Consider the following 20898-nt stretch of genomic DNA (forward strand, 5'->3'; position numbering starts at 1 on the left):
GCCGAACCACTGCATTAAAAATCACAAAACGAAATGATCAATTTTTGCTATTCCGGAAGAAGTTCTTTAGTTCATTGATAAAAGCAACAAAATAATTGACAAAAGCAATCAATTGAGTAAACTTGGATGATAAGGAGGGGGATTATGGAAGCATCGTCGTTGGATCAACGGGTTCAAAGGGTGCGACAGTTTAACCGCTTTATCACCCGGGAAATAGGCGCTCTTCAGGAAGGACTGGTCCACAGTTCTTTTTCGCTTACGGAAGTTCGCGTCATGTATGAGCTGGCTCATCGTAAGGATTTAACAGCGGCCGAGCTTACCAAAGAGCTGGGGCTTGATCCTGGCTACTTAAGCCGCATTTTATCGAAGCTTGAGCAATTAGGGCTGATCGGGAAGGACCGTTCGGAGAAAGATGGGCGAAGGATGATTCTTCAGCTTACCGAACAAGGGGAGAAAGCGTATGCGCCTCTAAACCGCCGGTCGAACGAAGAAGTGGAAGGAATGCTGGCAGATCTGGGTGAAACGGAACAAGCGCGGCTTTTGAAAGCGATGCAAACGATAGAAGAGCTATTGGCGAAGGACTATAAGTACGCGCAGCCTTTTATTCTACGCTCTCTTGAGCCGGGCGATATCGGAATGATCATTCACATGCACGGTCGATTTTACTCCCGGGAGTATGGCTGGGATGAACGTTTTGAGGCTTCGGTATCCCAAATCGCCGCCCAGTTCCTGCAAAACTTCAATCCGAATAAAGAGCGGTGTTGGATTGCCGAGATGGGCGGCGAAATCATCGGTTCGATCATGGTTGTTCAAGATAACGAGGAAGCGGCGAGGATCCGCCTGCTGTTGGTTGATCCAAAAGCAAGAGGAATGGGACTAGGCACGAAGTTAGTCGAAGAAGCATTGTCTTTTGCTAAAAGAACGGGATACCGGGAAATGATATTATGGACTAATCATGTATTGACGGAAGCACGAAGCATCTACCGCAAGCTGGGATTTGAACGGATCGCTGAGGAAAAGCACAATAGCTTCGGTCCGGAGCTTATCGGCGAGACATGGAGAAAGCCGCTGTAACGATCAGCTGGGCAACAGCGAGAAGCTGTCTTATGCTTTTCTGTCTAGGCTCAATCCTATGCCAGGCGATGTACTTCATCTGACAGCCGTTTATTCATGATATACCAACTATCAGTCTTGTCGGGGTAATCGTGCTTCTCAAGCACTTCATATTTCAGGCTTTTATAAAAAGCGACATTTTGCGGTATGGACAATCTAACCCCCAAACGTGTCTCAAAAACGTGGTTTGCTGCGGCAAGCTTTTCGATATGCTCCATCATGTACTTGCCGATCCCCAGGCCGCGGTAATCCGGCATAACAGATACCCGCCCGATATACAGATAGCCATCGTTCCAGGAATACTGCGCTGCTCCTACGGCTGCGTCTCCAATCCGGGCGATGATCGCGCCGCCAGAGTTCATTTTGCGGATGATGTCATCCACGGTTTCACGCAAAGCACCGGAAGGTGGCACTAAACGTTCGGCATATTCCTGAAAAGCTTCCCGCATAATGCGATGGATGATGGCTGCTTCCTCCGTCTTTGCTTCGGTAATCTGGATTTCCAAGGGTATCTCTCCTAAAGGTAAGATTCGATTTTTTTATCGATCAATTTAAGATTTGCTTTCAACTCTTCGATTTGAGCTGTAACCGTTTCTCGATGTCGGATCAGCATGTCTTTGCGGGAGTCGATAGTACCGCTGCCCAACTTGCACCAGTCGGAGTATTGTTTGATTTCCTTGATGGGCATTCCCGTATCCTTCAGGCAGATGATCAAGCCAAGCCAGTTCAGGTCCACGTCGGAGAATACCCGGTTGCCTGCATGATTTCTTGTGATAAAGGGAAGAAGTCCCTCTTTATCGTAATAGCGTAAGGTGTGCGGGGATAAATTGAATTTTATGGCGACATCTTGAATGGTGTATTCCATATTCTGTCCAGGTTCCTTTCCTTGACTTAGAGTGAACTCGAAGTGATACGCTCACTATAGATCATCGTTACACGTTGATCAAGTGGAGTGAGACCTTATAGAGGAGATGGATGAAGCGATGGAAACAAGTGCAAAAATCGCATTGGTAACCGGCGGCAGCCGCGGACTGGGACGCAATTCCGCACTGGCTTTGGCGAAAAAAGGGATAGACGTAATCGTTACTTACCATACCCAAAAGGAGCAGGCGGATGCGGTTGTTCGCGAGATCGAAAAGGCGGGCAGAAAGTCGGCGGCTTTACAGCTTGATGCCGGTTTGGTTGTTTCTTTCGATGGGTTTGCCGCGGCTTTGTCCGAATTGCTGAAGGATAAATGGGGCCGGGAACAGTTTGATTTTCTGGTCAACAACGCAGGATTTGGCGTTAAAGCTCCTATTGCGGAAACGACGGAAGAGATGTTCGACAGCCTGATGAATGTACATTTTAAGGGCGTTTTTTTCCTGACACAAAAGCTGCTGCCGCTCCTGACCGATAACGGAGGCATCGTTAACCTTTCTACAGGTTTGACCCGTTTTGCCTTGGAAGGAAGCGGAGCCTACGCCGCGATGAAGGGGGCCGTTGAAGTGCTGACGAAATATTTGGCGAAGGAACTAGGCGCAAGAGGCATACGAGTCAACGTCGTTGCGCCGGGAGCGATCGCCACCGATTTCGGCGGTGGTACGGTTCGGGACAATCCCCAGCTTAACGGATTCATCGGTTCGGTAACGGCTTTGGGCAGGGTCGGCGAACCCGATGATATCGGCGGTATCGTTGCAGCCTTGTGTACGCAGGAGATGGGATGGGTGAATGCTCAGCGAATTGAAGCTTCCGGCGGAATGTTTTTATAAATAAAAAGTAGATTTCCTCTAGAGAAGAAACAATAGGCGCTCCCGGATGTTCGGAAGCGTCTTTTTTCGCTTGGATATCACAACTTTTCCAGAACAGGCATCGTCTATCTATCATATATTTATCTGCCGAATCCGATAGAAGATAGGATAACAATGGTGAAATTTGGTGATTCGTTACAGTGATAGCAAGGAATAGGGTCGCATCTCTGTCAATCATATTAGGTATCATTCTCATGTATCTGATTTCGTTTATCATTCCCCATAACAAGACATTTCCCAATATGGGAGGGCTTGAAGCTAAACGGGGGGTGATGGAGGCAAGAGGGTGGGATTTCCACCGGAAGGGAAATATTTTGCTGAATGGGGAGTGGGAATTTTACTGCGGGCAATTGCTGAGCCCCGAGGATTTTCGGAATGGCCATGCGCCTAAGCCTGCTTACATCCATGTTCCTGCTGCGTGGGTCAGCCGCATGGATGCGGACGAGCCGGCAGGGCACGGATATGCGACCTATCGCCTCATCCTGCATATTCAGCCAGATCCGGATATGTATGGCATGAAAATCACAAACATTCAAACGTCCAACCGGTTATATATCAATGGCGATCTTCTGGGAGAACGGGGAAAGCCGTCCACTAGCAAGGCGACTTACCAACCGACCAATCTTCCGTATACCACCTATTTTTCGGTAGACCAGGGGGATTTGGAGATCATCATACAGGTTGCTAATTATGACAATTTTTCCCTTGGTATTATTAGTCCGCTCTATTTCGGGCTGCAGAACGATATCACTCAACTGCAAGCGGTCCGGTACGGGATGAACATGGTTCATTTTTTGACGCTGTTTGTGTTTGCGATCTATCATCTCTTCATTTATTGCATCAAGAAGGCCCCTCGCGGTTATTTGCACGTCGGCCTGTTCTTCCTGTTCTTCTCCTTTGTGCTCATGCTCTGGGACGAAAAGCTTGTGATGCAGTTTTACCCGTCCATTCCATTCGGAATAACCGGTGTGCTGCAAAGCCTTTCTCTCATGCTGACGGTTCCTTTCCTCGCCATGTTCATCCGCAGTCTGGACCATCAGCTTATGCCACGCTGGTTGTTTTGGATTGCCACCCGTCCTGCCATGGTGCTGGTAATCTGTGCGTTGGTTTTTTCATATGGCATCTATGTCAAAGTGGCCGTGCCGCTTTTTTGGCTCACCTACGTGACTTTCATTATATGCGTGCTATTTCGCGTCACCCGATTATACAGGCATAAACTGCTGCTGAAGATACGGAAGAACGAGCTGCTGTTATTGTATGGTTCACTTTGCTCCTTGCTTCTGTTTCTAATCGGCGTCTATTTGCACAATTTTTCGATATTGCGTACGGATTTATTAGATTCGATCAGTTTTACGGCACTTATTGCTTTATTGGGCCTGACCCTCTCCGCCAACTTCTCCAATACATACGAGCAGAATGAAAAGCTTAGCGAACAGCTGATAAAACGGGAAATGAATTATTTGCAGGTGCAGATTAAACCGCATTTTTTGCATAACACCATTGATACCGTTACATCCCTATGTCGTACCGACAATCAAAAAGCTGCGGAGCTGCTCACCGACTTCAGCCGATATTTGCGGCTCACCTTCGATACCAATGAAGAGGAAAGCTATGTAACCGTAGAACGGGAACTGGAACTGGTAAAAGCCTATGCCGCCATCGAGCAAGCCCGTTTCGGCGAGGGCATATTCATCGGATATGATGTCGATCCGGCGTTGTATTCGTATTGCATCCCCCCGTTGTGCATCCAACCTTTAGTGGAGAACGCCATTCGCCATGGGCTTGGGGGTAGAGAAGAAGGCGGGCGAATTTTTGTCGGCCTCTGCAAAGTTCAAGATCGGTTACAAATTATCGTTCGGGACGATGGAGTCGGTATTTCTCCTGAACGTTTATCCCAATTGACCGGTTCCAAATGGACAGGCCCGGGAATCGGCATTCAAAATGTGCAAAGACGGATATCGACCTTACAAGATGCGGCACTTACAATTAAAAGTGGCAGTGAACAAGGTACGGAGGTTGTCATTACGCTTCCCCTGATCGCAAAAAGGGAAGGGGTCCCTGCTAAAACAGGCGATAACTGGTGGTAAGGATGACGGGACTCATTCGGTTGTTATAATTGAATTGAGATTTGTGCAACAATCAATGTACTTGATTGAACTATTCGAGTTAGGAGATCGACTACGTGGAAGCGCGCAAGAGAATCGTCATCATCTTGGGTATTCTGATTATCTATGGTTTGATTTTTATCGTTCCCCACTATAAGACGTTTCCGAAAATGGGGAATTTGCGCGCCGAACAAGGTGTGATGGACGCCAGCAGTTGGGATTTCCACCAGAAAGGAAATCTCTTGCTGAACGGGGAGTGGGAGTTTTATCCGGACCAGATGCTTACCCCCGAGGATTTTCATAAAGGAAATCTCATGAATCCTGACTTCAAAAATGTGCCATCCACATGGAAAGGGCGCATGGCCTTGACCCATACAGACGCGCAAGGGTATGCGACTTATCGTCTCATCCTGCATATTGCACCGGATTCGGAAACCTATGGCATCAAGACGACCAATATTCAAACGTCCAACCGGCTTTTTGTCGATGGAAAATTGCGCGGAGAAAGTGGAACCCCGTCGTCTCACGCCGTAAGCTATAAACCGGGCAATCTGCCGTATACCACCTATTTTTCCATCAAAGGTAGCGTTGTGGAAATTGTCGTTCAAGTGGCAAATTACGATACCCTGGACGGGGGAATTCTCAAACCGATCTACTTCGGCCTGCAAAACGATATCACCCGGGTTCAGTCCGATCGGTACAGCATGAATCTGGCCACCTTCTTTTTGCTGTCTGTGTTCGGCGCTTACCATCTAGCTATCTTTTTCATGAGGCGTACGATCCGCGGCTATCTGTATCTCGGACTATTCTTCCTGATTTTTTCTATGAACCTTTTACTTTGGGATGAAAAGATTTTGATTCGGGCATACCCAGACATTCCCTTTCATTTAGCCGTGATATTGCAAAGCCTCTCTATGTTTGCCGCTATTCCCTTTCTCGCATTATTTATCCGATCCTTGGAAGAGCAGCTTATGCCTGGTTGGATGGTCAAGCTCTTTCTCGTTCCAGTCCCGCTTCTCGTCATATGTTCTCTAATTTTTCCATTTTCCACATTCGTTTTCTTGGCACAACCGCTCCATTGGCTTATCTATTTAACTTTCATGTACAGTATGGTCGGTATTTTTTCCTTTCTGTTTTGGCGGAAAAAGAAGGTCATCTTACAACGTAACGAGTTGGTACTCTTAAATGCTTCGCTGATCTCGCTCTTGATGTTTTGGATCGGCGATTATTTGCACAACCTGTCCATCCTCCGCACGGATTTGGTTGATAAAATCAGCTTCACGGCGTTTATCGGCACGATGGTGTTAAGCCTCGCCATGACATTGGTCAACTCGTACAATCAGAAGAAACAGCTGAATGAGCGATTGATTAGGAAGGAAATGGACTTCCTTCAAGTCCAGATCAAACCGCATTTTTTATACAACACGATCAATACCGCCATTTCTCTTAGTTACACGGATAGCGATAAAGCAGCCGAGCTGTTGACGGACTTCAGCCGATTTTTGCGGCTTACCTTTGATACGAGTGAGGCAGACCGTTATGTTACCGTACAGCGGGAACTTGAGCTTGTACAAGCCTATGCCGCTATCGAACAAGCCCGCTTCGGGGAACGGGTGCGCGTCGAATACATAGTCGATCCGGAACTGAACCAGATCCTGATACCGCCGCTGAGCATTCAGCCTTTAGTCGAAAACGCGATCCGTCATGGATTAAGGGGCAAAGAAGAGGGAGGCTGCGTTGTTATTTCCGTTAATAAGGAGCAGAACATGCTGAAAATTACCATAAGCGACGATGGTATCGGCATCCCGGAGGAGAAAATGACGCTGCTATCCGACTCTCGGAAAAGCTCAAGAGGAACTGGTATCGGCATCCAAAATGTTAGGAGACGGATATTATCCCTTCGCGATGCCTCTTTGACCTTTTCTAGTAGAAACGGACACGGAACCGAGGTTGTGATGATACTTCCGCTTGAAGAAGAGATCCAGATTTTGAATTCTTGACTGCGAGGTTAGTGCGATGCTGAAAGTGATGTTAATCGATGATGAAGCTCCGGCTCTGGAGCTCATGAAGCGGATGATGCTGAAACAGGGGGATTTCCAGATTGTCGGAGAATTTACAAGCCCGATACGCGCTTGCGAGGAACTTGGAAATCTTCATCCTGATGTTGTTTTCCTAGACATTGAAATGCCCGGTATGGATGGTTTGGAGACGGCAAGAAGAATAAAGGCATACGACGAAGAAATACAGATTGTCTTTACAACCGCATATGACCAGTATGCCATTCAAGCTTTTCAGGTGGACGCCAGTCACTACTTGCTGAAGCCAGTGGGAATGAAACACATGGAAATTGTAGCGAAGAAGCTCTTGAAGATAAAATCAAAGCTATCAGGATTGCAAGTAATTGAAAACCGATGCAAAGTGGTCATCTTCGACGAATTCCTCATCCAGGACAAGATGGGCGCCCCGCTGAAATGGGCTACTCGCAAAACGGAGGAGCTGTTTGCTTATTTTTTGTATCGACGTGGGCAGAGCGTTGACAAAAGAAAGCTTCAGGAGCTGCTCTGGTCCGATTTGGACCCCGTTAAGGCTCAGAATAATCTGTATAACGGTATATATAGGCTGAGGCAGGCGCTCCAAAAAGCTCAGATCAACCTCTCGATCGAGAACCACAATGATAACTATTATATGGTCACAAATGAGATCGATTGTGATGTGTATGATTTTGCGGATTTTGTGGCTCAGAACGAAGAGGTGTCTGAGAACAACATTCAAGAGTTTGAGAGAATCTTCGCTTTATATAAGGGGAGTGTATTTGGCGATAAGGACTATTTTTGGAGTATAAGTTGGCGACAGGAAATGGCCGGAGGATATTTGCATCTTGCCAAAAAGCTGGTTCGTTATTATATGGAAAGGAACCAATCCAAGCAAGCTGAGGATAAAGTCCATAGGGTGCTTTCCCTTTATCCGCTGGAAGAGGAGTTTCATCAGCTACTGCTTCTCATTTATCGGACAACGGGGGACCGTATCCGGTTCATACAGCACTATGAAACGCTGACAAGGTTACTAAAAGATGAACTGGATTTGCCGCCGAGTGAAGAAATCCGCATGCTTTATGAAGATTTTGTCAACTCGGATACGAGCAGTGCCTTCTTTCACTAATTGTGTGAGAAGTTTGTGAGAATATCATGTTACAATAATTGTTAGTTTATAAGAGATTCTACAATGGAAAGAGGGTACAAGTATTATGCGTCTCAAAAATAAGCGGCGGAGAACGATCAGTATGGTTCTCATCATGCTGCTGATTGTTACGAGCATTAATGGGATTTTTCCCGGAATCCTTCCTTGGGTTCATGCTGATGGCGTCAGACCACTGAGCGCTACTGAAGCATCGGTCACCATTGACAAGTTGCTGATTAACGGGAAGGAAGTTAAAGACAACACGCCCATTGGGGAGCCTATAGGGCAAACCTCGGATGTCTCGTTGTTTTATAATTGGTCGATTGACGATTCCGTCGGAATTAACGATGGGGACTATATTGAAGTAGCAGTTCCAGACGGATTCAGAATCGGCAACGATGCCCACGGCGATCTGGTTAATGACGGCGATTCCGTTGGGATATGGACTCTTACGAAAAATACTCGAATGCTGCGACTGACCTTCAACGAGTTCGCCAAGACGGCGCTGCAGGTTCATGGAACGGTACAGATCGATACTCGTTTCGAGCTGGCAACGATTCAAAGGACCAATCCGGTTTCATTTATTTTTCCTATCAGCGGTGCGGCGACCAAGACCTTTACGATCAAATTCGCCCCGAACAATGTAAGTAAAGCGGTTGAGAAGTTTCCTGGCCAGCCGAACAAGACGATGAACGCTGACAAGATCAAGTGGACGGTGGACATCAACAAAACGTTGGCGACGGTTTCCAATGGAACGGTTACCGATACGTTTGATGCAAAGTTGAATCCCGATCCAAGTTCATTCCATCTTTATAAACTGGATGTAGATCTTGACGGCAACGTGTCACTGGGAACTGAAATCACTCCGCAGCCGGTGCCAGTCGTCAATGCGGCTACTAACCAGTTTACGGTGGACCTCGGCAATCTGGACAGCGCCGTTCGCTTGGTTTATGACACGGCCATCACCGATCCAAGCAAGACCTCCTTCACCAACAAGGCGGACTTTAACGGTGCTTCTTCAACTGCTACCGCTGGGGTAACAAGAGGAAGCTCGCTGGAGAAAAAAGGTGCAGTGGATCGGGCGTTCAATCCGACCAAGATTACTTGGACTGTTTATGCCAACAAAGCGGAGAGCAGTTTGACCGATGCAGTAATCACGGATACGCTCCCTACCGACTTAACCTTAAATACTGCCGATGTTTCCGTTTATGAATTGACATTGAATAACGATGGAAGTGTAAACACGGAAACACTTGTACCGCCGAATAGTCTTAATAGTCTTGATTTTACCAACCATGTGCTGACCGTAGGCTTGGGAACGACCAGCAAGGCGTACAAGATTGTTTACACCACGCCGATCGATGTCGCTTCTACTAAAAGCTCATTTAAAAATAGTGCTGAGATGTCCGATGGGGCGACAAAGGTAGGTAACGCTGCGGATACCGTCAGCTTTAAAATCGGAACTCCGCTGACTAAGAGTGGTGCGGCTTCTATTGACTATACCGATAAACATATCAATTGGACGGTTGATGTGAATACGGGGCAGAAAAGTATTGTCGGAGCTCACCTGGTCGACACAATCGCGGCTGGACACAAGTTGGATACGAGCTCTGTAAAAATTTACCCGCTCACGTTCGACAATAACGGAAATCCAACGAAGGGTGCGGAAGTGACGAGTTCTTACACCGTTAACAAGACGGCTTCCTCTATTGATGTGGACTTTGGAAACATCACCAGCGCTTTCCGCATCGAATACACCACTACCATCACGGACGTAAACAAGAACAACGGAGCAGGTTTCGACAACTCCGTTAACCTGAAAGGCACCGGCGCCGGGATTGGCACCGGCGGAGTTACGAAAAATTGGAACGTTAATCCGGGAATCGCCAACAGCGTTGACAAGACAACAACTGGCATCGACTACAGTGCCTAGACCATGGGCTGGAAATTGACCATCGATCCGATAAAGGAACCGATGAAGCAAGTTGTCATCAATGACACCTTCCCTAACGAGGGGCTGGAGTTTATCCCTTCTTCGTTGGAAGTCAAGAAGGGCAGCAGCACTTTGACAGCAGGCACTGATTATAATATGGGTCATTTGGCTGGTTCGACGGATTGGAAAGACGGGTTTACTGTTACCTTCCTTAACGATGTAGAAAACGCCACTTATACCATAACGTATGAAACCAACTTCGATCGAAATTGGCATACTGCGCCGACAACCTCTGTTGACTATAAAAATAAGGCAGTCTTTTCGTGGAACGAGGATACATTAGGCGCTCGGTCTGTACCGAAGGAAGCCAATCAGCCCATTACCTCGCAGGCTGCTAATAGCGGAAGCAAATCCGGGGTTCTGCACAGAACTAACCGGCAAATCGATTGGACGCTCAACGTCAATTACTTGTCGGAAGATCTCGGCAATCTGGTTGTCAGCGATACGATGGAAGGCAATCAAGAGCTGATTCCCGGTTCTCTGAAGATCTATCCTTACACGGTTCAAAGCAATGGGAACATCGTTCCGGATAAATCGGCAGAGTTGACCACCGGTTTTACCGTTGACAGTGACAAAGGACATTTTATTGTTACCTTTACTACGCCTGTCACCACACCGTATCAAATCGTCTATACGACGCAGCTGGTAAACCAGTCGCAAACGGCATATACCAATACAGCTACCTCCGGAACGGACACCTATACAGCCAGCGTTCCGTATTCGGACTCGGCAGTATTTGTCGATAAAACCGGTAAGCAGAACGGTCTGATTATCGATTGGTCCGTCGATTTGAACAAGAGCTTGTCGACGATTCTAAACGCCACCTTGGTAGACACTTTGGGTGCAGGCCATGAATATGTACAAAACAGCTTTAAAGTCTATAAAAACCCGGGTAAAACGTTGGTCGATCCGGCTGACTACGATCTGTCCTTTGCTATTGTCGATCTGGCGACAGGAAGACAGTCGTATACTCTGAAATTCAAAACACCTATATACGCCGAGTACATCATCGACTATCAAACGGAAATCACAACAACCAAGAATGGAACGCCACTGTCCAACAGTGTCGTGCTGACCGGTGATGGCGTTACCATCCAGAATCAAACCTCCGAGGAAACCGTCGTCATCGACATCACCGGCGGATCGGGAACAGGCACCGGCACACGGGGCAAGTTCACTGTTGAAAAGGTGGATGCGGCAAACCCGGCGGTTAAGCTGGCCGGCGCGCTCTTCCAGATTCTTGATTCTAAAGGAAACGTTATTCGCGAAATGAGCACAGCCGCTGACGGTACCATCGTCATCGACCGTATGACTTATGGCACTTATTCATTGAAGGAAATCACCCCGCCTCCCGGCTATCAGCTTCCGGACAATCCGGTTACAACGGGGGTCACACTGGACGCAACGAATAAGAATGTAACGGTTCAAATCAAGAACGAGAAGCTGCGGAGCTTGGTCATCGAAAAGACGGATGCAAATGATTCAACCGTCAAGCTTAAAGACGCCGAGTTTGAAATCAAAGCTGCTGACGGAACTTCCTATGGCAGCATTACAACCGGTACTGACGGAAAAGCCACAAAGGATGGTCTGCCCTTCGGGAACTACACCGTGACCGAAATCAAGGCTCCAAACGGTTATCAAATTCCGGCCAATCCGGTAACGATCGTGACCATTGATTCGACATCGCCGGCAACGGTAACGAAAACCATTGATAACGAGAAGCTGCGTACCTTGGCCATCGAAAAGACGGATGCAGATGATTCAACCGTCAAGCTTGAAGGCGCTGAGTTTGAAATCAAAGCTGCTGACGGAACTTCCTACGGGATTGTAACGACGGATGTGGATGGAAAGGCAACAAAGAACGGATTGCCTTTCGGCAGCTATACAGTAACCGAAATCAAGGCTCCAAACGGGTATCAACTGCCAACCGATCCGGTGACCACTGTAACGCTTGATTCCACGAAGCCTGTACAAGTACCGGTTTCCATCAAGAATGACAAATTGAGAGAATTGATTATCGACAAGGTGGATTCGGCCAACACAAGCACCAAGCTGGAAGGGGCCGAATTTGAAATCAAGAAGGCTAATGGAACCTCTCTCGGTATCATCACGACAGACGCAAACGGTAAAGCGGTAATGGATGGGTTGCCCTTCGGAACGTATACGATCACGGAGACGAAGTCGCCTGTCGGCTATCATTTCAACTGGACGCCTGTGAATGTTGATATCACCAACGAACATCAATCATTCACCGTTGTCGTGAAAAATACGCGAATTACCGGCGGCGGTTGGGTTCCGACGCCGACACCAACACCGGAGCCTACAACCGCTCCGACAATTGCACCTACATCGACGCCGACAAACGGACCGACGCCAACACCTTCGGTAACGTCGACACCTTCGGTAAAACCGACGCCTTCGGTAAAACCGACGCCTTCGGTAAAACCAACGTCGACTCCTGGCCAATCTCCTAAACCGTCATCGACGCCGATAAAAGAAAAGACGACGGAAGAGAAGCCGGTTGGCGGGAAAGTGGACGTTCCAGGCGGGAAGACTCCGACTGTTGGTAAGAAGCCTGAAAACGGCAAAGTGACCGTTGATGGAAATGGGAATTGGAAGTATACTCCGAATAAAGGCTTCAAAGGGAAGGATCAGTTTACCATTAAAGTGACTGGTTCGAATGGAGAAGAAAAAGAACAGTATGTAGACATTGATGTGAATGGAATTCCTGCCGGAACCGGTGGCGTGCTGCCGAAGACGGGTGAACCCAGCAGATGGGGATACTACGTCAGCGGAGCGCTCCTGGTTCTGCTAGGACTCGTAGTGACCAGAAGAAAACGCGCTTAATCCAAGAACAAGGCAGAATCATATTCTGCCTTGTTTCTTTACTTTACTAATTCAAAGGGGAGCAGCATGAGACGGTTCATTTCTGTAGTCTTGATTTTGGCGGGGCTGTGTGTGTTTCTTTATCCCTCCGGCCAGGAGTGGATTCAAACTTACAAGCAGAAGCAATTGCTAAAAAGTCTGGAGGCAATAGACACCGAGGAGACTTTATCGGACATCGGTATCGGCAACTCGCCAGAGGTTGAGTCGACATTGGAGCCATCAAGAAGAGATGGGGAAGTCCCGCTGTCTGCCAGCGAATGGCAAACGGGGAACGAAGAGGAGCGGAAGCGTGCTCTAGAGAAAAAAAGGCAGGACGATTATGCGGCCAGGCATGCAGAAGGAATATTAAAGATCGATAAAATCCAATTGAAGCTGCCGATTTTGACCGGTGCGACGAAGAAAAACATGAATCTATCAGTCGCCAGCGTTGAGCATACTGGCAAGCCGGGACAAGTCGGCAATTATGCCATTGCTGGCCATCGCAACTATACCTACGGCCGAAATTTCAACCGATTGGGCGAAATCGAGGTTCATGACCTTATCGAGGTCCAAACCGGAGATGAGCATTATCAGTACATAGTGACCGATGTCTTCCGGGTCAAGCCGGACGAAACTTGGGTGCTAGATCAAAGCAAGAAGAAAACGATCACGCTGATTACCTGCGATCCGATGATAAATCCTACTTTTAGACTGATTATCAAGGGAGAGCTTGTCGAAAAATCAAATTTTTGATAATCTAAGAGCGTAATAGAATTGGATAAGTTTATCAATGGATGCTTTCCAGCGATAAAGGCAAAGCCGGCGAAAACCGGTGACGCAAAGCTATAGGGCCTTCCTTACTTGGATAAGATGGCAGCCAGTTACCGAAAGGGGAGTTTTTCGTGTACAAGAAAAGCACATTAGGTTTCCTTATTTTTGCTTTCTTGTTCATCATCGCTTCGACAGTCTTTGCCGGGGATGGCCCGGTATTTGATAAAAGCGGTGTGAACGGCGGCGTGATCCGGATTCAATACGATACCCAAAGCGACGCTGCCTTAAAGGTCGTCATTCAAAAGCAGAATACGGCTTACACTTACGATTTTAAATCCGGCGACCGTTTTCCCCTTCAATTGGGCAACGGGGATTATTCAGTATCGGTTCTGCAGCAGGCGAGCGAGACGAAATACAAAGTTGTGGTGAAAGAGCCCGTAACGGTAAAGCTGGCGAATCCAAACGACGTATTTCTGCAATCCAACAAAATGATTAACTTCGACGATAAGATGGCTGCGGTGAAGAAAGCGAAAGAGCTGACGAAAAACGCCAAGACCGAGCAGGAAAAAGTCAGCTTGCTGTACGATTATATTACTAAGACGATTGTGTACGATGACAAGAAGATAAAGACGCTAAGCAACAATTATATCCCCGTTATCGATAATGTCCTTGCGGATGGAAAGGGGATTTGCTACGACTATTCCACTTTGTTTGCAGCCATGCTGCGGAGCCTGAATATCCCTACCAAGCTGATGATGGGCTACAAAAAGGATATCAGTGTTTACCATGCATGGAACCAAGTCTATTTAAAGGATAAAGGGAAGTGGGTCACCATCGATACGACTTATGATGCGACCTTGCGGCAAAATAAAGCAGCCGTCTCCATGATCAAGGAAGACAGCCAATTTAAAATCGAAAAGGTCTATTGATCTGACCGTTTAGAAGAGCGCCCGGGCAACCGGGCGCTCTTTTCATTAATTGATATGGATTACTGCTCGATAGGCTGCGACTTCAAACCTCGCAGATCGGATAATACAAATCGCATTCGCAATAGACTTTGTTGCATCTGGCATAGTTGATGAATTCAAAGTGGAACTGCTCTTTGAGGTTGAATTGAATGGTCGGCATCCACTCTTCGAAGACGTGCTTCCAGATGGCCGCCAGCGTCTTGGAAGAGATCTCTTCCGGCCGGTGCGGTCCCATGTAGGTAAACACGCCGTATTTGTGAGGCTTGACAGTGCGAACCGTCATGTCGGGAGGAATGATGCTCGTCTTGTCGATCTGCAAGGAAGGTTGATAGAGCGTGCTGCCTAGAAAAGGTTCCGGTACGACGGTCAAGCCGATGTAAACATCCCTGTTAACCGGATTGATCAACCGGGGGCGGCCGTTGTAGAAGAAATCAACACCCAAACGGTTTGAGGTTTGGTTCAGGTGATTGTCTTCCACGTCTACTTCATAAGGGAAGCCGGCGATGGAAAAGACAGGCATGACGGTGATGGAGCGAAAAAAGACAAGTCCATCGCCGGCGCGATGGAGAAAATCCGCATTGTACCGGTCCAATATTTGCAAAGGAGTGGGGTTTCTCCGCCATTTTGCCGGACTGATGTTGAATTCGTCAGTGAAGACCCGGCTGAAGGTTCGATCGCAGCCAAAGGAGTATTTAGAGGCGATGAAGTCGATGGTACTGCCGTCGTTCATTAAATCCCCTAAAGAAAGAGCGATCCGCCTTCTGCGGACGTATTCCATGATTCCGGTGGAAGTAGCTCCTTTCCAGATGCGGAGCAGATGGAATTTGGAGATATTCACATGTTCGGAGACATGATCCAGATTCAAATCCTCCAGCAAATGATTCTCGATGAAGTCCGTGGTTTGATTGATCGTGTCCAATAGATGACGGTCCATAACGGCTCCTAAATGAGCAATTTTTGTCCAGTTGGCAGGCAAAGGTTGTTGTATAATCTTACCACAAACATGGAAATGAGAACATACGCTTCTATAAAATCAGATGGACAGGAGAGATTTGCGGTTTATGGATGATATGCAGCAAGCCGAGTTGAAGGAGCGCTTTATGGCGGCCACGGAAAGCTTCATCGGCAAAATCAAAAGCGATCCCAATATCATCGCCGTTATCGTTGGCGGCAGCCTTGCCTATGACGTGATCTGGGAAAAGAGCGACATCGATATGACGATCGTCGTTCGGGATCAGCAACTGAAGAATGATCACTACTGCATCGACGAAGACGGTCTATTAATCAACGCCTTTCTTTTGACGAGAAGTCATTTCAAGCGGGTGATGGAGAGAAGTATAGGTGGATCATTTTCCCAGTCTTATTTCGCAAAGGGGAGAATGGTGTACACGATAGATGAGAGCCTGCGAGAATTTTTTGAAGATATGAAAAGTGTCGGCAGCGACGATATAGCCCTGTCGGCCTTACAGGTCGCCAGTCATTTGCTTTCGTTGTACGAAAAAGCGTACAAGTGGCTTACGGTGCGGAAGGACCCGCTTTATGCCCAGTATTATTTGTTGCGGGCAGCCGAATCCATCGCCTTCATGGAATTGATCTTGAGGGGCGAACCGAATTCGCGGGAATCCATTCAGAAAGCGCTGGCGTTGAATCCCGATGCCATCACGCCTTTCTATCAAAATGCCATGAGCCATCACATGAGTGAAGCGGAGATAGCGGCAGGGATAAAAGGGATCGAGAGCTACTTGGAACGCCATATTCCTGTATATTCCAAGCCAGTCATCGCGTACCTGTCCGATCAGGAGTTGAAGACCGTGACGCTTATGGCTAAGCATTTTCAAACGGAACCGGCGCAGCTAATCGTCATTCTTGATTATTTGGCGGATAAAGGGATCATAGAAAAAGCCGCACAAATGATACGGATCACCCCAAAAGGCAAGCTGGCAGTGGAAGAAATCGGGTTTCTCTATATTCCTTAAAAAGTGGAAGGGGCTTGTACATGTCCATCAGAACGACCATTGAAATAACGGGAGCCAAGCAAAACAATTTGAAAAATGTGTCCGTGGAAATTCCCCGGGACAAAATGACGGTCATCACGGGAGTATCCGGCTCCGGGAAATCATCGTTGGCTTTCGACGTCATCTACGGCGAAGGACAGAGGAGGTTTCTCGATTCCATATCCAATTTTGCGAAAAACCGAATCAGTCAGCTTAAAAAGGCGAAGGTGGACTCGGTCCGCGGTCTCTCTCCCGTTATCGCTATCGAGCAGAAGAAAAGCAACAATAACCCCCGTTCCACCGTCGGCACCGTAACGGACATCAACGACTATTTGCGTCTCCTTTACGCCACATCGGGAATCGGATGCTGTCCCATGTGCAACCATCCTTTGAAGCAATTGTCCGCCGCCCAGATCGCCGAGCAAGTATCGGCACTGCCCCAAGGCACGGTGATCGAGCTGCGCGCTCCCGTCTTTCGGGCGTATAACGAAGATTACAGCTTTACGTTTCAGCAACTGAGGGAAAAAGGATACAAGAACCTGTTGGTGGATGGCGTTCCTTTTTCGCTTGCGGAAAAGCAGGAACTGGACGAAACGGCGGAGTACCATATCGAGCTGATCATCGACCGTTTTACGCTGAAGCAAGATACGTATATCCAGTTGACCAAATCGATTGAGGCGGCGATGCTGGCGCTGGAAGAGGACATTCTGATCAAGGTCGAGATCATCGGCGAGAACAATACGGACTTTTACCGGAATTTCGGGTGTCCGGAGCACCATTATTTTCTGTGCGATATGCAGCCCTTTCATTTCTCTTTTAACACGCCTGCCAGCGCCTGCCATACGTGCATAGGCGTGGGGATGAGCTACGTGGTGGAGCCTCGTTTCCTGGTGGTTGCGCCGGAAAAAAGTATCAACAAAGGCGCCTTGAAGAACACGCTGTTTAACCCGGCAGGCAAAGACAGTTACCGATCTGTATTTATGTATAGCCTTTCGAAAAAATACGATTTCAGCTTGGATGTCCCTTTTTGCGACTTGCCTAAGGAAGTTCATGATCTGCTGTTCTTCGGCACGAAAGGCGAAGTCGTTCCCATGCTTCAACCGGAAAATGCGACAAAGCGCAACTGGAGCGTCGGTCGGGAGCGGCCTTTTTGGGGCTTTGTTCATGAAATGGAGAGTTGGTACAAGCATTATATCCGCAGGTCATCCACCTCAGAGGCTTTCGAACCGACCTTCATCAAAGAATGCATGATAGAGAAGGTATGTCCGGAGTGCCATGGCGCAAGGCTGAAGCGGCAAAGACTGCAAGTTACCGTCGGCGGCAAGAACATCGATGAGCTTTGCAGGATGCAGTTGCCGGAGCTGCTCCATTTTTTGGAGTCCTTGACCTTTGGGGAAGACATTCGCGAAGTAGCGGGCTCAATCATTCGGGAGATCCTTAACCGAGTTTCACTGCTCATCGAAATCGGACTGCATTACATCAACTTGTCCAGGCGAAGCGACAGCATCTCCGGCGGCGAGATGCAGCGGATCAAAATGTCCACTCAGATCTCTAGCGAGCTGATGGGCATGCTCTACGTCATGGATGAACCCAGCATCGGGTTGCATCCCCGGGACTCTGGGCGGGTGATCGAAACGATGAAGAAGCTGCGGGATATCGGCAACACGATTATCGTCGTTGAACACGATATCGAAACAATTCAGAGCGCCGACCATATCATCGAAATCGGTCCGGGGCCGGGTATTCACGGCGGACAGGTCGTAGCCAGCGGCACGATACAGGACATTATGAAGGAATCCGCTTCGATTACGGGGCAATACCTGGCCGGGACAGCTTTCATCCCCGTTCCGAAAAAGCGGAGGAATATGGGGGATACGTTTCTTTCCATCCAAGGGGCGCGGGAGAACAATTTGAAAAATGTCGATCTGGATATCCCGCTAGGCTTGTTTATTTGTGTTACCGGGGTTTCCGGTTCGGGGAAGAGCTCTCTGATCAACGAAATATTGTACAAACAATTGAAGGTCATCAAGAGCGGAGCCCGGATTGTGGCGGGAGAGCACGATTTTCTCTTCGGCGCGGACTTGCTGAACAACGTCATCAACATCGATCAAACCCCTATCGGGCGCAACAGCAAATCCAATCCGGCCACCTACATCGGCATCTATGACAGAATTCGTGACCTTTTCGCCAATCAGCCGGAAGCCGTAAAGCGGGGGTACCAGGCCATCGATTTCAGTCTTACCCATGCGGGAGGCACCCGTTGCGAGCACTGTGCCGGGGACGGGATCATCGTCACAAGCCTCCAGTTTATGGCTGATGTCGAAACGGTATGTCCCGTATGCAAAGGAATGCGTTTTTCCGAAGAAGGGTTGGAAATCAAAGTTCAGGGCAAAAGTATCGCCGATGTGCTGGACATGACCGTGGAGGAAGCGTTGGAGTTTTTCAAGGATAACAGCTATTTACGCCATAAGCTCGCGATTATGGATGAACTGGGACTCAGTTATATGGGGCTTGGACAAAGCTCGACTACTCTGTCCGGCGGTGAAGCGCAGCGGGTCAAGCTGGCCTACGAGCTATCGAAAATCAAAAGAGGCGCTCACAACCTGTACATCCTGGATGAGCCGACGACGGGCCTGCATTTGTCCGATATCCAAAAGCTGTTGCTTTCCTTGAACAAGCTGGTGGAGAAAGGGCATTCCGTCATCGTCATCGAGCATCATTTGGATGTGATGAAGTCCGCCGATTACATCATCGATATCGGTCCCGAAGGCGGCAATCTCGGCGGGTACGTGGTAGCGGAGGGAACGCCAGAGCAAATTGCTCGAACAGAAGCATCGCATACCGGGAGGTATCTGCGGGAGGTATTGCGGTGATTCGGAGCGATCAGGAGAAAGGGAAGGAAGGTGTGGTCCGTGAATAAACGGTTTTGTGCCATTTGGCTTGTTTTCGTTGTTTTATCCGCAGCAGGCTGCTCGGGTGGAGCGGGAAACGCGGCACAGACAGAACCTGCGGAGGCGTCGCTAACGCCGAATGAAAGCGGAACGGACGCGGCAGCAGCCTGGCCGACGGATAAATGGAGCCGCTCTGCGCCGGAGCGGCAAGGGGTGGACGGAGAGCAATTAGCCAAAGCGGATAAGCGGATCAAAGAGAATTATCTTAACGTATACAGCTTGCTGGTAGTCCGCCACGGTTATCTTGTTTACGAAAACTACTATCATGGCATGAACAATAGCAGCGCCGCTCCCGTATTTTCAGTGACAAAAAGCGTGATGTCGGCTTTGACTGGCATCGCCATGAACGAGGGGCTTCTGGACAATACAGATCAGAAGCTTTCAGGACTGCTTCCAGATATGTTTGCCGGTATGGACGATAACCGTAAGGGAGACATTACCCTTCGCGACGTTTTGACGATGAGCGGTGGGTTGGAGTCTATTGACAGCGATTATAATGCTTACTTTACGAGCGGAGACTGGCTGAAATACGCGTTAAGCAAGCCGATGGTCCATAATCCCGGGGAACAATTCGATTACAACACCGGCTTGACCCATTTTCTGTCGGGCGTCATTTCCGCTGCGGCGAAGAGGGATACATTCTCCTATGCCCAAGAGGTTTTGTTCAAGCGGATCGGGATGAAGGTAAGCAATTGGGAGCATGACGGAAAGGGCATATACGGTGGCGGCAGCGGCTTGTATTTGAAGCCGGAGGATATGGCGAAATTCGGTTACCTATATCTGCATAAAGGAAAATGGAACGGGGAGCAGATCATTCCCGAGGCATGGGTGGAAGAGTCCACGAAGAAGCAGATAACGGTGGCATCGGGTGTCGATTACGGCTATTTATTTTGGTTGGAAACGATGGGAGCAAAGGATGGCAGTCCCGGTTATTCCACTTTTCGGGCGGACGGAGCCGGCGGGCAAAAAATCGTTGTCGTTCCGGAGTTGGATCTAGTCGTTGTGGTGACGGCAAACCAGCGATCGACCTCCCGAGATAAAGCGGATACCCAAGCCATTATAGCGGATTACGTACTGCCCGCTGTGAAATGAGTGGGGAGCCCCAAGGATAAACGGCTTCGCCGTCCATACTGGACGCGCGACGTTTACCGTAGCGGAATCGGGCTAAGTATAG

The 20898-nt window shown here is 48.5% G+C and carries 15 protein-coding genes and 1 riboswitch; of the genes, 12 read left to right on the forward strand and 3 right to left on the reverse strand.

Features of this window, described 5'->3' with window-relative positions; all coding sequences use genetic code 11:
- Window positions 1-144: 144 nt before the first annotated feature.
- Window positions 145-1074 carry a bifunctional helix-turn-helix transcriptional regulator/GNAT family N-acetyltransferase gene (locus tag TJ79_RS23325; RefSeq protein ID WP_040952753.1) on the forward strand — a complete coding sequence of 310 codons (930 nt, stop codon included), beginning with the start codon at window positions 145-147 and terminating at the stop codon, window positions 1072-1074.
- A gap of 56 nt (window positions 1075-1130) precedes the next feature.
- Here the strand turns inward: TJ79_RS23325 and TJ79_RS23330 are convergent, their stop codons facing one another.
- Window positions 1131-1619, reverse strand: a complete 489-nt coding sequence (locus TJ79_RS23330; RefSeq protein WP_052339913.1) for a GNAT family N-acetyltransferase — start codon at window positions 1617-1619, stop codon at window positions 1131-1133.
- A gap of 11 nt (window positions 1620-1630) precedes the next feature.
- On the reverse strand, window positions 1631-1978 hold the full coding sequence (locus tag TJ79_RS23335) for a MerR family transcriptional regulator (RefSeq protein WP_040952754.1): 348 nt from the start codon (window positions 1976-1978) through the stop codon (window positions 1631-1633).
- Between the two features lie 118 nt (window positions 1979-2096).
- On the opposite strand from TJ79_RS23335, the gene TJ79_RS23340 reads away from it, so the two are divergent.
- The 8 genes from TJ79_RS23340 to TJ79_RS23375 all read left to right on the forward strand — a co-directional run bounded on the left by TJ79_RS23340 (window position 2097) and on the right by TJ79_RS23375 (window position 14740).
- Window positions 2097-2861 (forward strand): SDR family oxidoreductase, encoded by a 765-nt coding sequence (locus TJ79_RS23340; protein ID WP_040952755.1) that lies wholly within the window; start codon window positions 2097-2099, stop codon window positions 2859-2861.
- 281 nt (window positions 2862-3142) lie between these two features.
- Window positions 3143-4987 (forward strand): sensor histidine kinase, encoded by a 1845-nt coding sequence (locus TJ79_RS23345; RefSeq protein ID WP_238323121.1) that lies wholly within the window; start codon window positions 3143-3145, stop codon window positions 4985-4987.
- 95 nt (window positions 4988-5082) lie between these two features.
- The gene (locus TJ79_RS23350; RefSeq protein ID WP_040952757.1) at window positions 5083-7005 is read left to right on the forward strand and encodes a sensor histidine kinase; all 1923 of its coding nucleotides are present in this window, start codon (window positions 5083-5085) and stop codon (window positions 7003-7005) included.
- A gap of 16 nt (window positions 7006-7021) precedes the next feature.
- On the forward strand, window positions 7022-8164 hold the full coding sequence (locus tag TJ79_RS23355; protein WP_040952758.1) for a response regulator: 1143 nt from the start codon (window positions 7022-7024) through the stop codon (window positions 8162-8164).
- Between the two features lie 85 nt (window positions 8165-8249).
- A complete protein-coding gene (locus tag TJ79_RS23360; protein ID WP_040952759.1) occupies window positions 8250-10115 on the forward strand; it encodes a collagen binding domain-containing protein in 1866 nt (621 codons plus the stop codon).
- A 3-nt stretch (window positions 10116-10118) separates the two neighbouring features.
- On the forward strand, window positions 10119-13022 hold the full coding sequence (locus TJ79_RS23365; RefSeq protein ID WP_040952760.1) for a SpaA isopeptide-forming pilin-related protein: 2904 nt from the start codon (window positions 10119-10121) through the stop codon (window positions 13020-13022).
- Window positions 13023-13088: 66 nt separating this feature from the next.
- Complete coding sequence (locus TJ79_RS23370; protein WP_040952761.1) at window positions 13089-13793, forward strand: class D sortase; 705 nt, start codon at window positions 13089-13091, stop codon at window positions 13791-13793.
- 49 nt (window positions 13794-13842) lie between these two features.
- Window positions 13843-13929, forward strand: a riboswitch (cyclic di-GMP riboswitch).
- Window positions 13930-13942: 13 nt separating this feature from the next.
- Window positions 13943-14740, forward strand: a complete 798-nt coding sequence (locus tag TJ79_RS23375) for a transglutaminase-like domain-containing protein (RefSeq protein WP_052339914.1) — start codon at window positions 13943-13945, stop codon at window positions 14738-14740.
- Between the two features lie 82 nt (window positions 14741-14822).
- Here TJ79_RS23375 and TJ79_RS23380 read toward each other — a convergent pair whose 3' ends face one another.
- Entirely contained in the window at window positions 14823-15713 is an 891-nt protein-coding gene (locus TJ79_RS23380; RefSeq protein WP_040952762.1) for an AraC family transcriptional regulator, read from the reverse strand.
- Window positions 15714-15840: 127 nt separating this feature from the next.
- On the opposite strand from TJ79_RS23380, the gene TJ79_RS23385 reads away from it, so the two are divergent.
- Genes TJ79_RS23385 through TJ79_RS23395 form a run of 3 tightly spaced genes read left to right on the forward strand, consistent with a single transcriptional unit; the run spans window position 15841 to window position 20816 of the window.
- The gene (locus TJ79_RS23385) at window positions 15841-16755 is read left to right on the forward strand and encodes a nucleotidyltransferase (RefSeq protein WP_040952763.1); all 915 of its coding nucleotides are present in this window, start codon (window positions 15841-15843) and stop codon (window positions 16753-16755) included.
- Between the two features lie 20 nt (window positions 16756-16775).
- Window positions 16776-19646, forward strand: a complete 2871-nt coding sequence (uvrA, locus tag TJ79_RS23390) for an excinuclease ABC subunit UvrA (protein WP_040952764.1) — start codon at window positions 16776-16778, stop codon at window positions 19644-19646.
- Window positions 19647-19685: 39 nt separating this feature from the next.
- On the forward strand, window positions 19686-20816 hold the full coding sequence (locus TJ79_RS23395) for a serine hydrolase domain-containing protein (RefSeq protein WP_162162984.1): 1131 nt from the start codon (window positions 19686-19688) through the stop codon (window positions 20814-20816).
- Window positions 20817-20898 lie beyond the last annotated feature (82 nt).

It is taken from the genome of Gorillibacterium massiliense (assembly GCF_000455485.1).
Lineage (GTDB): Bacteria > Bacillota > Bacilli > Paenibacillales > NBRC-103111 > Gorillibacterium > Gorillibacterium massiliense.

What these genes read in the sequence shown, in the direction of transcription:
- TJ79_RS23340 (WP_040952755.1), top strand. Translation starts at nt 2,097, where the DNA reads ATGGAAACAAGTGCAAAAATCGCATTGGTAACCGGCGGCAGCCGCGGA.
- TJ79_RS23380 (WP_040952762.1), bottom strand. Translation starts at nt 15,713, where the DNA reads ATGGACCGTCATCTATTGGACACGATCAATCAAACCACGGACTTCATC.
- TJ79_RS23355 (WP_040952758.1), top strand. Translation starts at nt 7,022, where the DNA reads ATGCTGAAAGTGATGTTAATCGATGATGAAGCTCCGGCTCTGGAGCTC.
- TJ79_RS23370 (WP_040952761.1), top strand. Translation starts at nt 13,089, where the DNA reads ATGAGACGGTTCATTTCTGTAGTCTTGATTTTGGCGGGGCTGTGTGTG.
- TJ79_RS23345 (WP_238323121.1), top strand. Translation starts at nt 3,143, where the DNA reads ATGGGAGGGCTTGAAGCTAAACGGGGGGTGATGGAGGCAAGAGGGTGG.
- TJ79_RS23385 (WP_040952763.1), top strand. Translation starts at nt 15,841, where the DNA reads ATGGATGATATGCAGCAAGCCGAGTTGAAGGAGCGCTTTATGGCGGCC.
- TJ79_RS23335 (WP_040952754.1), bottom strand. Translation starts at nt 1,978, where the DNA reads ATGGAATACACCATTCAAGATGTCGCCATAAAATTCAATTTATCCCCG.
- TJ79_RS23360 (WP_040952759.1), top strand. Translation starts at nt 8,250, where the DNA reads ATGCGTCTCAAAAATAAGCGGCGGAGAACGATCAGTATGGTTCTCATC.
- TJ79_RS23325 (WP_040952753.1), top strand. Translation starts at nt 145, where the DNA reads ATGGAAGCATCGTCGTTGGATCAACGGGTTCAAAGGGTGCGACAGTTT.
- TJ79_RS23365 (WP_040952760.1), top strand. Translation starts at nt 10,119, where the DNA reads ATGGGCTGGAAATTGACCATCGATCCGATAAAGGAACCGATGAAGCAA.
- uvrA (WP_040952764.1), top strand. Translation starts at nt 16,776, where the DNA reads ATGTCCATCAGAACGACCATTGAAATAACGGGAGCCAAGCAAAACAAT.